Annotated in this window: 19 protein-coding genes and 1 riboswitch; of the genes, 8 read left to right on the top strand and 11 right to left on the bottom strand. The window is 67.7% G+C overall.

Translation table 11 applies throughout. The annotated features are described in order from the left end of the window. Nucleotides 1-28: 28 nt before the first annotated feature. Complete coding sequence (locus IEW34_RS10865; protein ID WP_188609173.1) at nt 29-652, top strand: YqgE/AlgH family protein; 624 nt, start codon at nt 29-31, stop codon at nt 650-652. Between the two features lie 266 nt (nt 653-918). On the opposite strand, the gene IEW34_RS10860 is transcribed toward IEW34_RS10865, so the two are convergent. The 11 genes from IEW34_RS10860 to coxB form a co-directional block, all read right to left on the bottom strand. Next, entirely contained in the window at nt 919-3,825 is a 2,907-nt protein-coding gene (locus IEW34_RS10860) for an EAL domain-containing protein (protein WP_188609172.1), read from the bottom strand. 163 nt (nt 3,826-3,988) lie between these two features. Beyond that, nucleotides 3,989-4,576, bottom strand: coding sequence for a GNAT family N-acetyltransferase (locus IEW34_RS10855; protein ID WP_188609171.1), 588 nt, complete (start codon nt 4,574-4,576; stop codon nt 3,989-3,991). A 34-nt stretch (nt 4,577-4,610) separates the two neighbouring features. Beyond that, on the bottom strand, nt 4,611-6,029 hold the full coding sequence (gene thrC / locus IEW34_RS10850; RefSeq protein ID WP_188609170.1) for a threonine synthase: 1,419 nt from the start codon (nt 6,027-6,029) through the stop codon (nt 4,611-4,613). Between the two features lie 139 nt (nt 6,030-6,168). Next, entirely contained in the window at nt 6,169-7,023 is an 855-nt protein-coding gene (locus IEW34_RS10845) for an SURF1 family protein (RefSeq protein WP_244641913.1), read from the bottom strand. Beyond that, nucleotides 7,013-7,387 (bottom strand): DUF983 domain-containing protein, encoded by a 375-nt coding sequence (locus IEW34_RS10840; protein ID WP_188609168.1) that lies wholly within the window; start codon nt 7,385-7,387, stop codon nt 7,013-7,015. The genes IEW34_RS10845 and IEW34_RS10840 overlap by 11 nt, the downstream gene beginning before the upstream one ends. Nucleotides 7,388-7,492: 105 nt before the next feature. After that, nucleotides 7,493-8,353, bottom strand: a complete 861-nt coding sequence (locus IEW34_RS10835) for a cytochrome c oxidase subunit 3 (protein ID WP_188609167.1) — start codon at nt 8,351-8,353, stop codon at nt 7,493-7,495. A gap of 42 nt (nt 8,354-8,395) precedes the next feature. Continuing rightward, entirely contained in the window at nt 8,396-9,040 is a 645-nt protein-coding gene (locus IEW34_RS10830) for a cytochrome c oxidase assembly protein (RefSeq protein ID WP_188609166.1), read from the bottom strand. A 10-nt stretch (nt 9,041-9,050) separates the two neighbouring features. Further along, complete coding sequence (locus tag IEW34_RS10825) at nt 9,051-9,215, bottom strand: cytochrome c oxidase system small membrane protein (protein ID WP_188609165.1); 165 nt, start codon at nt 9,213-9,215, stop codon at nt 9,051-9,053. After that, complete coding sequence (locus tag IEW34_RS10820) at nt 9,215-10,216, bottom strand: heme o synthase (RefSeq protein ID WP_188609262.1); 1,002 nt, start codon at nt 10,214-10,216, stop codon at nt 9,215-9,217. Before IEW34_RS10820 ends, IEW34_RS10825 begins: the two co-directional genes overlap by 1 nt. A gap of 383 nt (nt 10,217-10,599) precedes the next feature. Then, on the bottom strand, nt 10,600-12,216 hold the full coding sequence (gene ctaD / locus IEW34_RS10815) for a cytochrome c oxidase subunit I (protein ID WP_188609164.1): 1,617 nt from the start codon (nt 12,214-12,216) through the stop codon (nt 10,600-10,602). Nucleotides 12,217-12,250: 34 nt separating this feature from the next. Continuing rightward, the gene (coxB, locus tag IEW34_RS10810) at nt 12,251-13,087 is read right to left on the bottom strand and encodes a cytochrome c oxidase subunit II (RefSeq protein WP_188609163.1); all 837 of its coding nucleotides are present in this window, start codon (nt 13,085-13,087) and stop codon (nt 12,251-12,253) included. A gap of 403 nt (nt 13,088-13,490) precedes the next feature. Here coxB and IEW34_RS10805 point away from each other — a divergent pair, with 403 nt between their 5' ends. The 7 genes from IEW34_RS10805 (at nt 13,491) to gcvPB (ending at nt 20,175) form a co-directional block, all read left to right on the top strand. After that, complete coding sequence (locus IEW34_RS10805; protein WP_373288239.1) at nt 13,491-14,075, top strand: invasion associated locus B family protein; 585 nt, start codon at nt 13,491-13,493, stop codon at nt 14,073-14,075. Between the two features lie 8 nt (nt 14,076-14,083). Further along, nucleotides 14,084-14,698: a hypothetical protein gene (locus tag IEW34_RS10800; protein ID WP_188609162.1), complete on the top strand. Its 615-nt coding sequence runs from the start codon at nt 14,084-14,086 to the stop codon at nt 14,696-14,698. Between the two features lie 161 nt (nt 14,699-14,859). Beyond that, a riboswitch (glycine riboswitch) is annotated at nt 14,860-14,958 on the top strand. 156 nt (nt 14,959-15,114) lie between these two features. Beyond that, nucleotides 15,115-16,257: a glycine cleavage system aminomethyltransferase GcvT gene (gene gcvT / locus IEW34_RS10795; RefSeq protein WP_188609161.1), complete on the top strand. Its 1,143-nt coding sequence runs from the start codon at nt 15,115-15,117 to the stop codon at nt 16,255-16,257. A gap of 26 nt (nt 16,258-16,283) precedes the next feature. Continuing rightward, a complete protein-coding gene (gene gcvH, locus IEW34_RS10790) occupies nt 16,284-16,661 on the top strand; it encodes a glycine cleavage system protein GcvH (RefSeq protein ID WP_188609160.1) in 378 nt (125 codons plus the stop codon). A gap of 8 nt (nt 16,662-16,669) precedes the next feature. After that, nucleotides 16,670-17,182 carry an OsmC family protein gene (locus tag IEW34_RS10785; RefSeq protein ID WP_188609159.1) on the top strand — a complete coding sequence of 171 codons (513 nt, stop codon included), beginning with the start codon at nt 16,670-16,672 and terminating at the stop codon, nt 17,180-17,182. Nucleotides 17,183-17,263: 81 nt separating this feature from the next. Continuing rightward, the gene (gene gcvPA, locus IEW34_RS10780) at nt 17,264-18,604 is read left to right on the top strand and encodes an aminomethyl-transferring glycine dehydrogenase subunit GcvPA (protein WP_188609158.1); all 1,341 of its coding nucleotides are present in this window, start codon (nt 17,264-17,266) and stop codon (nt 18,602-18,604) included. Next, the gene (gene gcvPB, locus IEW34_RS10775) at nt 18,604-20,175 is read left to right on the top strand and encodes an aminomethyl-transferring glycine dehydrogenase subunit GcvPB (RefSeq protein ID WP_188609157.1); all 1,572 of its coding nucleotides are present in this window, start codon (nt 18,604-18,606) and stop codon (nt 20,173-20,175) included. Before gcvPA ends, gcvPB begins: the two co-directional genes overlap by 1 nt. Nucleotides 20,176-20,233 lie beyond the last annotated feature (58 nt).

Genomic DNA, 20,233 nt, shown 5'->3' with positions numbered 1-20,233 from the left:
ATAGGAAAAAGAGTCCGCTCGTCTTAGCATGAAGGCTATGAGGATCCCGCGCGTCACCCTCGGCTCGGACACCAAGGGGTATCTCGACGGCCAACTGCTCGTCGCGATGCCGACCATGGAGGACGAGCGCTTCTCGCGGGCGGTGATTTACCTCTGCGCCCATTCCGACGAGGGTGCGATGGGCATCATCGTCAACAAGCCGGCCGCCGATCTCAACCTGCCCGACCTCTTGGTGCAGCTCGACATCATAGGGGCCGAGACGGCGATCCGCCTTCCTCAGCGCGCCGAGCGAGTCAAGGTGTTGCGCGGAGGCCCGGTCGACACCGGGCGCGGCTTCGTGCTGCACACGCCGGACTTCTTCATCGACAATTCGACGCTGCCGATCGATGACGGCGTCTGCCTGACGGCGACGGTGGATATTCTCAAGGCGATTGCCCGGGGCGAGGGGCCGGAGAGCGCCATCCTGGCACTCGGCTACGCCGGCTGGGGCGCAGGCCAGCTCGAGAGCGAGATTCAGTCCAACGGCTGGCTCCATTGTCCGGCTGAGCCGAGCCTGATCTTCGATGCGGCCGCCGATACCAAGTACGATCGGGCGATGCGGCTGATCGGCATCGACCCGATCATGCTGTCCGGCCAGACCGGCCACGCTTGAGCCTGTCCAGAGCCGGATCCCAAAAAGTGGACACCGGCCTTTGGACAAGATCATGCTCAAAACAAAGACTTAGAGCAGGATGATGATTCAAGGAAAATCATCCCGCTCAGCGCAACCGCGGCATGGCCTCAACTGCTACGGCCATTCGTCGATCTAGAGCATTTCCGTGTTTCTTCGAATCGCGGAAATGCTCTATCTATTTGTTTCACCGCGTTTTCTTCACGCGAACCGGCGTCCACTTCGCTCGAAAACGCTCCAGCCGGACGCTATGCCGCCTCGGGCGCCGAGCCCACGAGGCGCCGAGCGTCGTAGGCGCTCATGGCGTCGCCAAAGGCCTGTCCCTGGGCATAGTCGCAGCCGAGCTGCGACAGCTCGACCGAATCCGACTCGTCCTCGGCGCCATCGGCACCCACCTCGACGCCCAGGTCGTGGGCCAGCGCGATGATCGACCGCAGGATCGCTGTGCGCGCCGCCGAGCCCTTGTGACGGACGATCGAGGGATCGATCTTCACCATGTCGAACTCGAAGCGCTGCAGGTAGGTCAACGGCGACTGGCCGACGCCGAATTGGGTCAGCGAGACGCCGGCCCCCGCGTCACGGACGCGTTGGAGCATGCGCACGGCGAACTCGGGATGTTCAGTCAAGAGCCGCTCGGGGATGTCGAGGCGCAGCGAGCCCGGCAGCACCCCGGAGCGCTCCAGCACGGCGCGCATCGGATTGAGGGTCTCCGGCCGCAACAGCCGGCTGCTCGGCAGGCCGACGCTGGCGAACATCGGGGGTTCGACGTCGAGCACGTCCTGCCAGGCGGCGAGTTCCCGTGCCGTGCGCTCCACCGCAAAGGCGAAGAGGTCGCCGAGCAGCCCATTGTCGATGGCGATGTCGCGGAATTCGGAAAGGCCGAGGCGGCCCTGACGCGGATGATCCCAACGCAGCACCGTCTCGAAGCCGGCAACGGTGCGATCCTCGAGGCGCACGATCGGCTGGAAGAACACCTTGATCTCGCCTCGGTCAAGCGCCTTGCCGAGATCGGACCCGAGCGTCAGCGGCTCGGTCCGCAAACCCCGCATCATCGGGCGGAACGCCTCGATCTGGTTGCCACCCTGCCGTTTGGCGTAGGCCAAGGCGATCTCGGCGTTGCCGAGCAACTCCTCCGCGCCGGCCTTCATGGTCGGGTCATAGAGCGCGATGCCGATCGAGCCGGTCAGCACCGCTTCGTGCTCGCCGAGCGGGATTGGCGTGCTCAGCACCTCGCGGGCGCGCTCGGCGAAGGCGGTGATCTGGTCAGGCTCCACCTCCGAGAACAGAATCACGGCCATCTCGTCGCTTCCAAGGCGTGCCAGCGTGTCCTGCGGCCTCACCAGCCGAGCCAGGCGCCTCGCGACCATCTGCAGCACGGAATCGCCTGCCGCGGGTCCCGCGTCCTCGTTGATGGTGCGGAAGCGGTCGATGTCGATGACCAAGACCGTCGGACGCACCGATTCATCACGGCGCGCCAGCACGAGAGCCGAGTCCAGCCGGTCGAGGTAGAGCTGGCGATTGGGCAGTCCCGTCAGCTTGTCGTAGATCGAATCCTGCAGCAGCCGCTCTTCGAAGACCTTGCTCTCATTGATGTCGGAGAGCGTGCCGACGACGCGGATCACTTCGTTGTCGCTGCCGACGACGGGCCGCGCCTTGAGCTGGTACCAGAGATAGTGGCCGCGCGCGGCCCTGAGCCGAAAGTCCATGGATATGCGGCCGCGGCGCTGCTCGAGCACCGCATCGAGCGTGGTGCGGTAGCGGTCCCGGTCGAGCGGGTGCAGCAGGTCCAGCCAGTCGGCCGCGCTGCCTTCGAGCGTATCGCGCTTCAGGCCAAGCTGCTGTTCGAGTTCGGGGCTCACCGAGATCCGGTCGGTCAGCACGTCCCAGTCGAAGACGATGTCGCCCGAGCCGGCGAGCGCGAGGGCACGCCGCTCCGTGTCACTGACCAGCCCCTGCGCCAGGGCGCCGCCGGCGAAGGCATGCTGCATGACGGTGAAGCCGATCAGCATGACGATGAGCACTAGGCCGCCGATCAGGGCCGGGGGGACAAGGTCGCGGCTGAGCTCGCCGGTGACGGCGAGCGAGGCGGCCGCCACCCAGACGAGCAACAGCGTCCAGGTGGGAATCAGCATGACGGCGCGGTCGTAGCCGCGGCTGGCCAGGTGGACGACGAGAGCAAAGCCGATCGCGGCGACTGCGGCGATGGAGATGCGTGCCACCCCCGCCGCGACCGGCGGATCGATGACGGCGAGCCCGACCAGCGCACCCAGAAAGATCAGCCACGCGGCGGTGACATGACTGTAACGCACGTGCCAGCGGTTCAAATTGAGGTAAGCGAACAGAAACACCAGCAGCGTCGCTGCCAGCACCGTCTCGGCGCCGGCCCGATACAGGCGGTCCGCGCCCGCGGTGATCGGGAAGATGCGCTGGATGAAGCCGAAATCGATGCATGTGTAGGCCAGCACGGCCCACGCCAGCGCCGCGGCCGCAGGGAAGATGACTGCGCCCTTGACCACGAAGACGATGGTCAGGAACAGCGCCAGCAGCCCGGAGATGCCGATGATGATGCCCTTATAGAGGGTGAGGCCGTTGACCTTCTGCTTGTAGGCGTCCGGCTCCCACAGTGAGAGCTGCGGCAACTGGGGGGTGCTGAGCTCGGCGATGAAGGTCACCGTCGTGCCGGGGTCGAGCGTGATGGTGAACACGTCCGCGTCGGCGCTGTCGTCGCGCTCGGGCTTGATGCCCTGGCTTGCGGTGATGGCTGCGATGCGTGAGGCGCCCAGGTCGGGCCAGACCACGCCCGAGCCGGTGAGCTTGTAGTGCGGGGCGACCAGTAGGCGGTCGATCTGCTCGTCACTCGGATTGGACAGGGCGAATACGATCCAGTCCGGCCGTGTTCCGGTTTCGCGTGCCTTGACGGCAATGCGCCGAACGATGCCGTCGGGACCCGGGGCGGTCGAGATCTGGATGACATCCGCCTCGGAGCGATAGTGCTCGACCACGTTGGTGAGATCGAGCGCCGGCTGGTCGAGCGACACTCGCACCGCCTCGACCGCCTGGGCGGAGCCGGCGCTCGCGAGGATCGCAAGCACGAGCAGCGCGCATGGGAGGATACGGCGAAGGCGCAAGAGCGGGAGGAACTCGGACAGCAGCATGATCCAGACTGAACAGGGATGTCGTAGTCAGACGCGCAGTGGAGGGCAACCAGCCAAGGCGACGCCTGGAGCGGCAACCTCGGCGACGGTCATGGTCGAAGTAAGGATATTGACGATCCGGCGGGATGCCGGGGGCCGCTGCACCGGCCGATTGGGTGATCGATCATGCGTTCGGATCGTCCCTCAATCGGGCATAAAGAAGATGGTCCTGCCATTCTCCCGCAATGCACAAGTAGCGGCGCGCCAAGCCCTCCCGGATGTATCCGGCCTTTTCAAGAAGCCGGATCGAGGGCCCGTTGGTTGGCAGGCACGCCGCCTCCAGGCGGCGCAGCCCCAACTCGCCGAAGGCGAATCGGGAGGTCGCCTTGACCGCCTCGGTCATCAGCCCCCTGCCGGCGTATCGCTCGCCCATCCAGTAGCCGACGGTGGCCGACTGGGAGACGCCGCGGCGGATGAGGCCCAGGGTGAGGCCGCCGACCAGCAGGTCGCCGGGGCTGGCAAAGACGAGCAGGGGATAGGCGCAATCATTGCGGATCTCGTCGATGTAGCGGCGGATCCGTCGCCGGAACGCCGTCCTCGTCAAGTCATCGGCGGGCCACAGCGGTTCCCACGGTTCCAGGAACGCGCGGCTTTCCGCCCGCAGCACCGCCCACTCCTCGTAGTCGTTCATGGTCGGCGCCCGCAGATAGAGACCCGAGCCATGCACCCGGGGGAAGCTCTCGTTGGCGGACGTCAATCGGAACAGGGCCATGCCACCATCCTCCGTCGACCGCGCGGCGCCGGCTTCATGCAGCGATTCCGGCGGCGGCCCGGGCGCGACTGCGAATGAAGCTCTCGATCGCCGACTGTTCGTTGGCGATGACCGTAAACCGTTCGGGACGTGCGAAGAGGTTCGCCAGGTGCGGCGGCAGGGCGGGCCGTAGCCCGGCCGCACGCTCCACCGCGTCGGGGAACTTGGCCGGATGCGCGGTGCCCAGCGCCACCATCGGGACCGCGGGATTACACGCAAGTTCGCGCCGGGCGGCGGCTACGGCCACGGCGGTGTGGGGGTCCAGCAGATAGCCCGCCTCGCGCCAGGCCCGGCCGATCTCCGCCTCGGTCTGCTGCTCGTCGACGGCGTGGCTCGAAAAGTCGGTGCGGATGGCCGCAAGTGGAGCGGCATCGATGTCGAAGGCGCGCCCCTGCTGAAGGGCGGCCATCAGGCGGCGGACCTGCTGCCCATCGCGGCCATAGACCTCGAAGAGCAGCCGCTCGAAATTGGAGGAGACCTCGATGTCCATGGACGGCGAGGAGGTCGGCTTGACGCCGCGCACCTCGTAGCGGCCGCTTGCCAGGGTGCGGACAAGGATGTCGTTTTCGTTCGTGGCGATGGCCAGCCGGTCAATCGGCAGGCCCATGCGCTTGGCGATGTAGCCGGCCAGCACGTCGCCGAAGTTGCCGGTGGGAACCGAGAATGACACGGGCCGCAACGGGGCCCCCAGGGCGACCGCTGCGGTGAAGTAGTAGACCGTTTGGGCGGCAATCCGCCCCCAGTTGATGGAGTTCACGCCGGAGAGCGCCAGTTGGTCACGAAAGGCGTGATGGTTGAACAGCCCTTTGACGATGGCCTGACAGTCGTCGAACGTCCCCTCCAGCGCGATGGCGTGGACGTTGGGCGCATCGACGCTGGTCATCTGCCGGCGCTGCACCTCGGATACGCGGCCATGGGGATAGAGGATGAAGACATCCACCTGATCGAGACCGCCGAAGGCATCGATGGCCGCTGAACCGGTATCGCCGGAGGTCGCGCCGACGATGGTGGCGCGTTGGCCGCGCCCTTTGAGGGCGTAGTCCATCATGCGCGCCAGAAGCTGCATGGCCACGTCCTTGAAGGCGAGCGTGGGGCCGTGGAACAGCTCGAGCACAAACAGGTTGTCGCCGATCTGTGCCAGTGGGCAGACGGCGGGGTGACGGAAGCCGGCGTAGGCGGAACGGACCATGTCGCCAAGCAGCGGGGCGGAGATGTCGCTGGACGGGATGAGCGCGCTCAGCACCCGCTCGGCGACGGCCGCATATGGCTTGCCGGCAAACGCCGCGATGTCGGCGGCAGCGAGGCGCGGCCAGGCCTCGGGCACATAGAGCCCGCCGTCCCTTGCCAGTCCGGCGAGCAGGGCGTCGGTAAAGCCGATGGCGGGCGCTTCGCCCCGGGTCGACACGTGCAGCAATGGTTCCTCCGACGGCGCAGGTTACGGCCCGCGCGGGGCGGTTTCAAGGAAGCGGACGCCAACGAGCGCGGTATTTACCCTATTCTTCAATATCATGGCTGACGTCCGCGGCTCGTCGGGGTCCGCGACCGCCCTGACGCTACCCCCGGTCGCCGCGCATGCGGCGGACCGCGAAGACGACGAACACCCCGGCGAGTGCGGCCGCCAGCCCAAACCAGGTCAGCGCATACTGGAGGTGGTCGTTGGGGAAATTCACCACCGTCAGACCGCCGCGCGGGCCCTCGATCTGGCCGGGCTTGGCGTCGGCGTCGATGATGAAAGGGGCGGTGCGCGCCAGCTTCTCGGCAGCGGCAATGGCCGTGATGTCGCGGGTGAACCATTCGCCCCGGCCCGGATCGTCCGCCGGCGTGAAGCTGGTGCGCGCCTGCGAAGCCCGCATCAGTCCGGTGATCGCCGCCGCCGGATCGGTCCGTCGATCCAGCGGGACCAGTGCGTCCCGCATCTCCTCGGCGATGAAGCCGCGGTTCACCAGCACGGTTGCGCCGGAGGCGAGCTCAAGCGGCGTGATGACCGCAAACCCCGCCACCACCGTGCCGCGCTCGCGCGGGGAGTTGCCGCGGACCAGCACCTGCTTGTCGAAGCGATAGCGCCCGGTGGCCGCGACATGGCGATATTCGTCCGCCGCGGCCGTCCATTGCGCCCATTGTGCTTCGGGCGGCAGCGGCGTCGGGGCAGCGTGGATGCGCGCGTCGATGCGGGCGAGCAACTCGGTCTTCCAGGCGCGGCGTTCGAGCTGCCACAAGCCAAGGCCCACGAGGATCGCAAGGCCGATGACGGTGGCTACGGCGGGCCACAGCAGACCGTGGAGGCGATACGGCCCGCGCGAATCGGTCTCGCAGGTCGGCGACGGGCGATGCCGTCCCGGCTCGGCGTTCCCTGGCGGGCTCAGCTTCGGCGCGGATCGCGGCGATCCGGCCGGCGAGTCATCGCTCAAGGCGCCCTTCTTCGGCCTTGTTGACATATTGCAGCGCGATCATCACGCCCTTCAGCGGACGGAGGGGTAGCACGCACAGCAGCAGCGCCAGTGGCAGCGTCGTCACCAGGTGCACCCAGAACGACGGCTCGTAGGTGAGCTCGAGCCACAGGGCAAAACCCACGACCGCGACGCCGGCGGCCGTCATGATGAAGAACGCGGGGCCGTCGGCGGCGTCGGCGAACGAAAAGTCGAGACCGCAAACACCGCACGACGGCGCGACGCTGAGAAAACCGTTGAACAGGCGGCCCTGGCCGCAGCGGGGACAGCGGCCGGCGAGGCCCGTCGCAACCGGCTCCTGCGGAGGGTAGTGATCAGCATTCATGGGCGGTGCTCGGTCGCAGGATGCCTCATGCCCCATCTCACGCTTCGTCCGGGGCACACCCTGCTCCGGGCGACGGCGCTTTGCCGCCGCCCGTCGGGATTTGCGTCAATGGCCGGCGATCGGTCCGGCGCCCCACACGTAGATGCAGGCGAACAGGAACAGCCAGACCACGTCGACGAAGTGCCAATACCAGGCGCCGAACTCGAGCCCCAGGTGGTGGGTCGGGGTGAAGTCGCCGCGCAGCGCCCGCAGCAAGCACACGATCAGAAAGATGGTGCCGACGATGACGTGGAAGCCGTGGAAGCCCGTCGCCATGAAGAAGGTGGCGCCGTAGATGTTGCCCGAGAAGGCGAAGTGGGCATGGAGGTATTCGTAGGCCTGCACCGTGGTGAACAGGAGGCCGAGCACCACGGTGAGGATGAGACCCTGCTTGAGGCCCTCGCGATCGTTGTGGAGCAGGGCGTGGTGCGCCCACGTCAGCGTCGTGCCCGAGGTCAGCAGGATCAGCGTGTTGAGCAACGGCAGGTGCCAGGGGTCGAGCGACTCGATGCCCTTGGGCGGCCAATGGCCGCCGGTCATCTCGGTGCGCGCGTACTGGATCGCCTCGCCGGGGAACAGAGCCGCGTCGAAGAAGGCCCAGAACCAGGCGACGAAGAACATCACCTCGGAGGCGATGAACAGCATCATGCCGTAGCGGTGATGCAACTGCACCACCCGCGTATGGTGGCCTTCCTCCTGGGCCTCGCGGACAACGTCGATCCACCAGCTGGCCATGACATAAAGGATGCCGATCAGGCCGGCCCCGAGGAGATAAGGGCCGAGCTTGATGCCGCCCATGGTCAGCCCCTTCATGGACATGACGAGGCCCGTCGCCATGACGAAGAAGGCGATCGAACCGATCAGCGGCCACGGGCTGGGGTTGACCAGATGGTAATCGTGCTGGGGCTTCGCGTGCGCGTCGGCCATTGAAGGGGATCTCCTGCCTCAGGGAGTAAGGCGCTTATAGCCTCACAATTTCGGTTTGTCCGCCGCACCTTCGGTCGCAGCCATCGGCCGGCCGTCCTTGGCCGGGAAGACGGTGTACGACAGCGTGATGGTGGAAAGGGTCTTGAGGTCGCGATCCTTGGCGAGCTCGGGGTCGACGTAAAAGACCACCGGCGCATCGATCGATTCGCCCGGCGCCAGCGTCTGCTCGTTGAAGCAGAAGCACTGGATCTTGACGAAGTAGGCGCCGGCCTGCTCGGGCTGGACGTTGAAGGTCGCGATGCCCGTCGTCGGCACCTTGGCCCGGTTGCTGATCCGGTAGAACACCGTCTTGGTCTCGCCGAGCGCGGCCGCAACCTCGGTCTGTTCCGGCGTGAAGCTCCAGGCGACGCCGGGCGCCACATTGGCATCGAAACGCACCATCACCTCTCGGTCCGCCTGGGCCGTCGACGGCGCAGTGCCGATCCGCGGCGTGCCGGCGAAGCCGGTCGCCTGGCAGAACAGGCGGTAGAGCGGAACGGCCGCGAAGGAGAGCCCCACCATGCCCAGCACGGTGATGCCGCAGGCGATGGCGGTGGTGCGCAGGCCGCGCGGTGCCCCCTGTGTGGGGGCCGCCGGACCGGGTGGCACGGCCCGGTCTTCGATGTCCGGATCCGGGGTGGTGCTCATCGCGCCCTCCTTACAGGGGCCGGTTGAGAATATTGACGCCGATCTTGGCGACCGTGACCACGTAGAAGAGCAGGGCCAGGGCGCCGAGGGCCAGTCCGATGGCGATATTGCGTGCGCGCCGGCGCTTGCGCTCTTCTGGCGTCAGGACAATGCCGGTGGGCTCGTCGTCGGCCATCACAGCACCCGGAGCGGCAGAACGCCGCCGAGCATGTCCGCGAGCGCCGCACCCTGGCCGCCGAGGCCCAGGGTGCGCTCGGCGAGCAATGTCGCAAACAGCAGCAGCAGGTACAGGATCGAGAAGCCGAACAGGTGCTGGGCGGCCCGCGTGGCCGCCTCGCCGGTCCGCCGCACGAAGACCTGGATGGCGAACGCCAGCATGGCCGCCCCGCTCACGGCGGCGACGACGGCGTAGGCGACGCCGCCGACTCCGAGGGCGAAGGGCAACAGGCCGCAGGGCACCAGGAGGAGCGTGTAAATGAGGATCTGCCGGCGGGTGGCGTCGGGCCCCGCCACGTTCGGCAGCATGGGAATGCCGGCCCGGCCGTAGTCGTCCGACTTGTTGAGCGCCAGGGCCCAGAAGTGCGGTGGCGTCCACAGGAAGATGATGAGAAAGAGGACGGCGGTTTGGGCGCTGACGCCCCCCGTGACGGCGGCCTCGGCAACCATGGGCGGGAAGGCGCCGGCGGCGCCCCCTATGACGATGTTCTGCGCCGTCGCCCGCTTCAGCCACATGGAATAGATGACGGCGTAGAAGAATATGGTGAAGGCAAGGAAGGCGGCGGCAAAGAGGTTGGTGATCAGCCCGAGGAAGGCCACCGACCCGATCGACAGCGAGAGGCCGAGCGCCAGCGCCTCGTCGGGCGCCACCCGGCCGGCCGGGATCGGCCGCCCCTGGGTGCGCGACATCTTTGCGTCGATGTCCGCGTCCCACCACATGTTGAGGGCGCCCGAGGCGCCGGCGCCGATCGCGATGGCCACCAGGGCGGCAAAGCCGATGACCGGATTGACGTGCCCGTTGCTCACCACCATCCCCACCAGGGCGGTGAAGATGACCAGCGACATCACCCGTGGCTTGAACAGTTCGATATAGTCACCGACGGTCGCCGTGGAGATGGCTGGGCGGGAGCCGAAGCCGGCGTCGGCCGTGCGGCCGTCGGTCAGTCGATCGCCTGTCATCGTCATGTTGCGAACGTCTTTCTTCGATGGCGACGTGGACGGTGCCGCCTGGTGCAGCTGCGAGGGCCTCGGGCTGGCCGCTGCCGCACGGTGATCGGGGCGAGCGGCCGGATCAGGGATGGCATCGTCCATCCAGCCTCGCCGCCGTGTTCCGCGCCGTCAGATTAGAGCCATTCGCGGAACGCGGCTGCTCGGTTCTACCCGCAACCGGCGCATACTCAAGAGCCGAGCCCCGCTCGTCGCTGTGGCGCTTTGTCCGCCCGAGCCCGCTGCCCGCTCCCAGACGCGCCGAAGCCGGGATTAGCTCCCGGCTTCGCTCCCACCTCTTCACGAGAGGCTCGATCCAGCCGCTGGCGGCCCGGCGATGCCGCCGCCGGTGGGGCTCAGTGGTCCGAGCCGGTGATGCGCGGCAGCGTCTCGAACTGGTGGAACGGCGGCGGCGACGACAGCGTCCATTCCAGCGTGGTGGCGCCGAGCCCCCACGGATCGTTGGCTGCCCGTTCGCGGCGGCTGTAGGCGACATAGACGCCGTAGAAGAACACGATGAGGCTGAAAGCGAAGATGTAAGAGCCGATCGACGCCACCCGGTGCCAGCCCGCGAACGCGTCCGGATAGTCCACGTAGTGGCGTGGCATGCCGGCGAGGCCCAGGAAGTGCATGGGGAAGAACAGCACGTTGGCGCCGATGAAGGCCAGCCAGAAGTGCAGCTTGCCGATCCAGTCGGGGACCACGTAGCCGAACATCTTCGGGAACCAGTAGTACCAGCCGGCGAAGATGCCGAACACGGCGCCGAGCGACAGCACGTAGTGGAAGTGCGCCACGACGTAATAGGTGTTGTGGAGCTCGCGGTCGACGCCGGCGTTGGCGAGCACCACGCCGGTGACGCCCCCGACGGTGAACAGGAAGATGAACCCGATCGCCCACACCATCGGCGCGGTCATGCGCAGCGAGCCGCCCCACATCGTCGCGATCCACGAGAAGATCTTGATGCCGGTCGGGACCGCGATGACCATGGTGGCGAAGACGAAGTAGCGCTGGGTGTCGAGCGACAGGCCCACCGTATACATGTGGTGCGCCCACACGATGAAGCCGACGGCGCCGATGGCGACCATGGCGTAGGCCATGCCGAGGTAGCCGAAGATCGGCTTGCGCGAGAAGGTCGACACGATGTGGCTGACGATGCCGAAGGCCGGCAGGATCATGATGTACACTTCGGGGTGGCCGAAGAACCAGAACAGGTGCTGATAGAGCACCGGGTCACCGCCGCCCGACGGATCGAAGAAGGTGGTGCCGAAGTTGCGGTCGGTCAGCAGCATGGTAATCGCGCCGGCCAGCACCGGCAGCGCCAGCAGCAGTAGGAAGGCGGTCACCAGCACCGACCAGGCGAACAGCGGCATCTTGTGCAGGGTCATGCCCGGGGCGCGCATGTTCAGGATCGTGGTGATGAAGTTGATCGCGCCCAGGATCGAGGCCGCGCCAGCCGCGTGCAGCGCGAGGATGCCGAAGTCGAGCGACGGGCCCGGATGCCCGGAGACGGACAGCGGCGGATAGACCGTCCAGCCGCCGCCGAAGCCGGGCACGCCCGGGGCGCCCTCGAAGAACAGCGAGGTGAACAGCAACAGGAAGCCGGTCACCGTGAGCCAGAAGGAGATGTTGTTCATGCGCGGGAAGGCCATGTCCGGCGCGCCGATCATCAGCGGCACGAACCAGTTGCCGAAGCCGCCGATCAGGGCCGGCATCACCACGAAGAACACCATGATCAGCCCGTGGCCGGTAACGACCACGTTGTACATCTGACCGTTGGAGAAGATCTGCAGCCCCGGCTCCTGCAGCTCGATGCGCATCAGGATCGAGAGGAAGCCGCCGACGATGCCTGCCATGAGGGCGAAGCACAGGTAGAGGGTGCCGATGTCCTTATGGTTGGTCGAGAACAGCCAACGGCGCAGGCCGGTCGGATGATCGGCGTGGGCGTCGTGCGGGGCGGTGGTCGTCGAAGCCATCGGTCAGCTCCCGGTTCTTCTTGTCTTGCTATGTTCAGCGGGTGATCGCGTCGCGGTCGGCGAGCTTGATCGGCCCGGACGGGTTGGCGGCGAACTTCTTCTTCGCGTCGGCGAGCCAGGCCGTATACGCCTCCTGGCTGACGACGCGGATCATGATCGGCATGAAGGCGTGGTTCTGGCCGCAGATCAGCGAGCACTGGCCGTAGAAGACGCCTTCCTTGTCCGCCTTGAACCAGGTCTCGTTGAGGCGGCCCGGAATGGCGTCGATCTTGAGGCCGAACGACGGCATGGCGAAGGCGTGGATGACGTCGGCCGCGGTGACCTGCACCTTGACGATCTTGTCCACCGGGACGACCAGCTCGTTGTCGACGGCGAGAAGGCGCGGCTGCTTGTCGGCGGCCAGATTGCTGTCGAAGCTGAAGCCGCCCTGGTCGGCCGGATATTCATAGGACCAGTACCACTGGTGGCCGGTGGCCTTGACGACGACATCGGGCGTGGGAATGACGAGCTGGGCCTTGAGCAGGCGGAACGACGGCACCGCGATCACCACGAGGATGAGCACCGGCACCAGCGTCCACGCCACCTCGAGCAGCGAGTTGTGGGTGGTCCGCGACGGCGTCTGATTGCGGGTCTCGCTGAAGCGCACAATCACGTAGATGAGCAGCGCCAGCACGAACAGCACGATGACGGTGATGATCCACAGCAGCAGATCGTGGAAATCGTGAATGGCCTCGGCGCCGATCGCCGCCGGTGTCTGCATGCCGAGCTGCCAGGGGCTCGGCTGGCCCATGCCCGCGAGCGCGTCGCCTGTCAGTGCCACGGCGAAGCCGGCCGCCGCCAAGAGCCGAAATGGCAAAGTGTCGATTCGCATCGGAGGATCGGTGCTCCCGTACTCACTGGGCATCCACAGCGGCGCCGGCAGCGCTGAAGGAAACCCTGCGCAGGCCGGCCACTCTGGCGCTGAAAGATCACAATGGGCGACGACGTGCAACGCCATCGATTGGTCCATTTCTGCGGCATAAGGGCACGAGAAGCGTTCTAAGGTAAAGCGGCTCAGCCGCCGCGAGACCGCCATTTTGCGGTTTCAAGAAGCGATGCCGCTGGCCGTTCTTGACACCGGGGAGGCCAGCGTGTTCCGAACGCCTCTGAATGAGTCGCGCAGCGCCTGGCCGGCGCAGCCGTGCGAAGGCGGCGAGGCTTCCTGCAATCGACGCCGCGGCGCCGTCGCTGACGAGCGCCCGTCATCACCCCCTGATCGTCGAGTGGATACCAAGTTGACGTCCAAGAGCGCTTTCCAGATTTCTGATCGCCGACGGCCAGGTGCCGCTGCGGCGCGGCAGGGTCGGGCCGGATACGCCGGACGAACCGTCGGCGCGGTCGTTGCGCTGATCGCCGCTGCCGTCGCCGGCCTTGTCCAGCCGGCCGCGGCGCAGGGCGTGGTGCGCAAGACGTTCGGGGAGTGGCAGCAGCGTTGTGAGACGCCGGCGGGCGCCAACAAAGAGCAATGCGCACTGGTGCAGAACGTCGCCGCCGAGGATCGGCCCAACGTGACGCTGCTGGTGATCGTGCTGAAGACGGCCGATGCCAAGAGCCGGCTGCTGCGCGTGCTGGCGCCGCTCGGCGTGCTGCTTCCGGCGGGGCTCGGCCTCAAAATCGACCAGGCGGACGTCGGCCGGGCCGGATTCGTTCGCTGCCTGCCAACCGGCTGCGTTGCAGAGGTGGTCATGGACGAGAATTTGATCGGCAAGCTGAAAGGCGGCAAAATTGCCACTTTCGTGGTGTTCCAAACCCCCGAGGAAGGAATCGGCATCCCGGTCTCGTTGACCGGCTTCGACAAGGCACTCGAATCCTTGCAGTGAGGGGACCGATGGGAGCGAAGCAGATGGTCTGGCGGGGCTCTGGCGTGAGGCTGGGCAGCTTGGCGTTGGCGGCCGTCTTGGCGGCCGTGGTGCCCGCCCGGGCCGATATGATCAAGGACCTCATGGGTCTCAATCCATTTTCCCGGGACGCCACGAAGTCGGAAGCATTGCCCAATGCTCACGACGACGAGGAGCTTTCGTGTCCCCGCATCGACGTGCTCGAAGGGGGCTCGTCGATCCGCCGGGGCGGCAGCGGCAACGAGACCGACACGCTCGCCTATCAACTGGCCTTCGGCGAAATGGCGCGCGAATGCCGCAAGGGCCCGGACGACAGCACCATCATCAAGGTCGGCGTCGAGATCCGCGCCTTGTTGGGGCCGGCCGGTAAGCCGGGCACGTTCAACACGCCGCTGACGGTGCAGGTCCGTCGCGGCGACAGCGGCGTCGTGCGCCGCACCCGGCAGGTGTCGATCTCCATCCCCGCGGGAGCCGCGAGCGGCAGCGCGACTGTGGTGGAAGAGGGCATCGCGGCGCCGCCCGGCAATGGCGATCTGCTGATCGAGGTCGGCCTCGGAGCAGCGAGCGCGCCGGCCGCCAAGAGCAGGTCGAGCAGCCGGCATTGAAGTGCGTCCCGATCCGGAGGGATCGACCGGCGATGCGGTCGCCCTCCGGCTCGCCGCCGCGGGGGAGCAGTCCTGCGGTCATGGTCGCCGCGGTCGGTGGAGCGCGGGCTGCCGGCGATCGTTGACTTCATCCCGCGCTGCGATATGAATTTCGTCAGCCGATGATCCTCGCGGGAGAGTTCGTGGCGGGCCAGTCCCGTGCGACGCCGAAGGCGCAACCACCCCGGAAACGCTCAGGTCCAATGGACCGCGCAGGAGCTGGCACTCTGGAAAGCGGACGGCCCGGTGGGTCGTCTCACCGACGGGGGTAACTCCGGTCTTGCAAGACCGGGGGAAATCTCTCAGGTCCCGGGACAGAGGGGGTGCGTGCGGCGGGATGGTCCCGGCGGCGCCCTCATGTCCGTAGGGGACCTGCCATGGCGGCCGAATCGACCGGTCAGACGCTCAAAACGACACCGCTGCACGCCCGCCATGTCGGCCTCGGCGCCCGCCTGGTGCCGTTCGCCGGCTATGAGATGCCGGTACAATATCCCACCGGTATTCTCGCCGAACATGCCCACACGCGGCAGGCCGCCGGTCTGTTCGACGTTTCCCACATGGGGCAGGCCTGGCTGACCAGCCGCGCCGGGCATGCGGTCACGGCGGCCGCGCTCGAGGCGCTGGTGCCCGGCGATATCATCGGCCTGGCGCACGGCCAACAGCGCTATTCGATGCTCCTCAACGAGCAGGGCGGTATTCTCGACGACCTCATGGTGGCGCGGCCGCCTGATCCGGCCGCCGACGGGCGTCTGCTGTTGATTGTCAACGCGGCGTGCAAAAGCCAGGATTTCCTGCACATCGCCGCCAATCTCCCCGAGGGGGTCCAACTGACGCCAGCGCCGGAGCGGGCGCTGCTGGCGCTGCAGGGCCCGGCGGCGGAGCGCGTCCTGGCCCGGCATGCGCCGGCAGCCGCCGCCATGCGCTTCATGAGCGTGCAGCCGCTGGCCGTCGGCGGCATCGAGGCCTTCGTCTCCCGCTCGGGCTACACCGGGGAGGATGGCTACGAAATCTCCGTGCCCGCCGGTGCGGCCGTGGCCCTCTGGGATCTGCTCACCGCCGAGCCGGAGGTGAAGCCGATCGGGCTGGGTGCCCGCGATTCGCTGCGGCTGGAAGCCGGCCTGTGTCTCTATGGCCATGACATCAACCAGGAGACGTCCCCGGTCGAGGCAGGGCTCGGCTGGGCCATCGGGCGGCGGCGGCGGAAGGACGGTGGCTTCCCCGGGGCGATTCGCATCACCGGCGAGTTGCACGACGGGCCACTGCGCCGCCGCGTCGGCCTGACGCTCAGCGGCCGCATTCCGGCCCGGGAGGGCGCCGCCATCCTCGACCAGGCCGGCGAGCTGGTGGGTGAGGTGACCTCCGGCGGCTTCGGGCCGACCTTCGGCGGCCCTGTCGCCATGGGCTACGTGGTGCGGGATTTCGCACGCAGCGGGACGGGATTGCTGGTCGTCGTGCGCGACAGGCGAATCCCCGCCGAGGTCGCCAACATGCCGTTCGTGCAGCATCGCTACAAGCGCTGAGAAGCCACCAGCAGAAGGGGACCGTGATGGCCGAGACCCGCTACACCAAGGATCACGAGTACATCCACATCGAGGGCGACGTCGGCGTCGTCGGCATCAGCGACTACGCCCAGCAGCAGCTCGGCGACATCGTGTTCGTCGAGTTGCCGGAGGTCGGCCGCGCCATCACCCAGGGCGCCGAGGCGGCCGTCGTGGAAAGTGTCAAGGCGGCGAGCGAGATCTACGCGCCGGTCGCCGGAGAGGTCATCGAGATCAATGCCGCGCTCGAGGGCGAGCCCGGCGCCGTCAACGAAGACCCGCTCGGCAGGGGCTGGTTCTTGAAGCTGCGGATCGGCGATCCGGCCCAGCTCGCGAGCCTGATGAGCGAAAGCGAATACGAGGACTTCCTCAAGACCATCGCATGAGGATCACGATGAAGACGCATGCCTACACAGCCACGGTGCGCTGGGGCCGCGATGGCGCCGTCTTCACCGATGGCCGCTTCAGCCGTTCCCACACCTGGCGCTTCGACGGCGGCATCGAGCTCGCCGCCTCCGCCTCGCCACATGTCGTGCGCCTGCCGTTCTCGCGGGAGGATGCGGTCGATCCGGAGGAGGCGTTCGTCGCGGCGCTGGCGAGCTGCCACATGCTGACCTTCCTCTATCTGGCGGCCAAGGCCGGCGTCCTCGTCGACGACTACGAGGACGACGCGGTCGGCATCATGGAGCCGAACGAGCGCGGCAGGCTGTGGGTCTCGCGCGTCACCCTGCGCCCGCGCATCACGTTTGCCGGCGAGCGCCGGCCAACGCCGGCCGAGCTCGAGGCGCTTCACCACCAAGCCCACGACGAGTGCTTCATCGCCAACTCGGTGAAGACCGAGGTCGTGGTCGCGCAAGAGCCCTCCCGGCCAGATGGAGCATCTGTCCGGGGTGCTCACCATCCGTGAATCCGGATCGCTTGCCGTGCGATCGGGCGCGCTCGCCCGATCGAATCAAGCGCTCTGGTGAGCAACCAAGGACCGGCCTGAATGCGATACCTTCCCTTATCCGAAACTGACCGCGGCGAGATGCTGGCCCGCGTCGGCGTGCGCTCGATGGACGAGCTGTTCGCCGACATCCCGCAGGCGATGCGCGCCCACGGGCTGCCCAAGCTGCCGCGGCACAAGGGCGAGATGGAGGTCGAGCGCCTGCTGTCTCGGCTCGCGGCCCAGAACAGGCCGGCCGGGGCCGGGCCCTTCTTCGTGGGCGCCGGCGCCTACAAGCACTATGTGCCGGCCACGGTCGACCATCTGATCCAGCGCTCGGAGTTCCTCACCGGCTACACGCCCTACCAGCCCGAGATCGCCCAGGGCTTCCTGCAATACATGTTCGAGTTCCAGACCCAGGTCTGCCTGCTCACCGGCATGGATGTGGCGAACGCCTCCGTCTACGACGGCTCCACCGCTTGCGGCGAGGCCGTGCTGATGGCCCACCGGGTGACGCGGCGGCGCAAGGCGGTGCTGTCCGGCGGCCTGCACCCGCACTACGCCGAGGTGGTCCGCACCCTGTCGGCACTCGGCGGCGATACGGTCGAGACGCTGGCGCCGGACGTGCGGGCGACCGAGGATCTGCTGGCGGCGATCGACGACACCGTCTCCTGCGTCGTGGTGCAGACGCCCGACGTGTTCGGCAACCTGCGCGATCTCCAGGCGATCGCCGACAAGGCCCACGCCCACGGCGCTTTGCTCATCGCGGTCTTCACCGAGGCGATGTCGCTCGGCTTGGTGACGGCGCCGGGCGACATGGGCGCGGACATCGTGGTGGGCGAGGGGCAGTCGATCGGCAATGCCCTCAATTTCGGCGGGCCCTATGTCGGCCTGTTCGCCACGCGCGCCAAGTTCGTGCGGCAGATGCCGGGCCGGCTCTGCGGCGAGACGGTGGATGCGGAAGGCAAGCGCGGCTTCGTCCTCACCCTGTCGACGCGCGAGCAGCATATCCGCCGCGAGAAGGCGACCTCCAACATGTGCACGAGCTCGGGGCTCTGCGCGCTGGCCTTTTCGATTCACCTCGCGTTGCTCGGCGAGGTGGGCCTCAGGCGCGTGGCGCGCATCAACCACGCGGCTGCCGTCAAGCTGGCGGATGCGCTGGGCGCCGTGCCGGACGTCGAGATCCTGAACGACACCTTCTTCAACGAGTTCACGGTGAAGCTGCCCAAGCCCGCTGCCGACGTGGTGGCGGCGCTCGCCGCCAAGGGCATTCTCGGCGGCGTGCCGGTGTCGCGCCTGCTGCCCGGCGCCGGGCTCGATGACCACCTGCTGGTGGCGTCCACCGAGGTCAACACGGACGACGACCGGGCTGCCCTGGTGGCGGCACTTCAGGAGGTGCTGTGATGTTGAACCGTCAGGGACGGCCCACCACGCCGGGCGTCGGCAGCGCCGAGACGCATGCCACCTTCACCGGCAATCGCGCCATCTTGCAGGAGGAGGCGCTGTTGTTCGAGCTCGGCCGCGCCGACGCGACCGGCGTCGATTTCGACGAGCCCGAGCCCTTCATCGCGCGCCTCGGAACCCTGGAGCGGACCGGCGACATCGGGCTTCCGGGCCTGTCGGAGCCGGAGGCGGTGCGCCACTACGTGCGCCTGTCGCAGCGCAATTTCAGCATCGACACCGGGCCGGTGCCGCTCGGCTCCTGCACGATGAAGCACAACCCGCGTCTGAACGAGCGCATGGCGCGGCTGCCGGGCTTTGCCGACGTGCATCCGTTGCAGCCGGTGTCGACGGTCCCGGGCGCGCTCGCGCTGATGCAGGAGCTCGCCGCTTGGCTGATGGAGATCACCGGCATGCCGGCGATCAGCCTGTCGCCGCGTGCCGGCGCGCACGGTGAGCTGTGCGGCATGGCGGCGATCAAGTCGGCCATCGCCGCCAAGGGCGAGGCGGCGACCCGCAAGGTCGTCCTGGTGCCGGACTCGGCCCACGGCACCAATCCGGCGACCGCCGCCATGGTCGGCATGCCGGTCAGGGCTGTCCCCGTGCGTGCCGACGGCACGGTCGACCCCGCCGAGGTGGCCAAGCTCGTCGGCCCCGACATCGCCGCTCTCATGATCACCAATCCGAACACCTGCGGGCTGTTCGAGCGTGACATCGCCGAGATCGCGCGGATCGTGCACGAGGCCGGGGCCTACATCTACTGCGACGGCGCCAACCTCAACGCCATCATGGGGCGTGCCCGGCCCGGCGATCTCGGCATCGACGCCATGCAGATCAACCTGCACAAGACCTTCTCCACCCCTCACGGCGGCGGCGGCCCGGGCTCCGGCCCGGTGGTGCTGTCGGCGCGCGTGTCGGCCTTCGCGCCGCTGCCCCTGCTTCGGACGGGCGCCGACGGTGTCGAGCTGGTGGAAGTCGGGGCCGACGCCGACGAGGCCCGGCCGTTTGGCCGCCTGTCGGCGTTCCACGGCCAGATGGGCATGTTCGTGCGGGCGCTGACCTACATGCTGTCGCACGGCGGCGACGGCCTGGCGCAGGCCTCCGACGACGCGGTGCTCGCCGCCAACTACATCCGCGTCGGCCTCGCCGACCTGATGTCGCTCCCCTTCGGCAACCGCCTGTGCATGCAGGAGGTGCTGTTCGACGATGCCTGGCTCAAGGACAGCGGCGTGACCACGCTCGATTTCGCCAAGGCGATGATCGACGAGGGGTATCACCCGATGACCATGTACTTCCCGCTCGTCGTGCACGGCGCCATGCTCATCGAACCGACGGAATCGGAGTCGAAGGCGTCGCTCGACCTATTCGTGGCGACGCTGCGCGACCTGGCGCTCGCAGCCAGGGCCGGCGATAGCGAACGCTTCACCGGCGCACCCTACTACGCGCCGCGGCGGCGTCTCGACGAGACCCGCGCGGCGCGTCAGCCCGTCCTGCGCTGGACGCCCCCCGCGCCAATTGCGGAAGCCGCGGAATAGGTGCATTCGGGGCGGCGCTCACGTGATGAGCATGGCCCGGTCAGGCGCGATGGCCGGC

Origin of the sequence: Chelatococcus reniformis (genome assembly GCF_014640075.1) — a bacterium.
Classification (GTDB): Bacteria; Pseudomonadota; Alphaproteobacteria; order Rhizobiales; family Beijerinckiaceae; genus Camelimonas; species Camelimonas reniformis.
The sequence above is the reverse complement of the archived record's forward strand: the minus strand, read 5'-3'. Positions and strand labels throughout refer to the sequence as shown.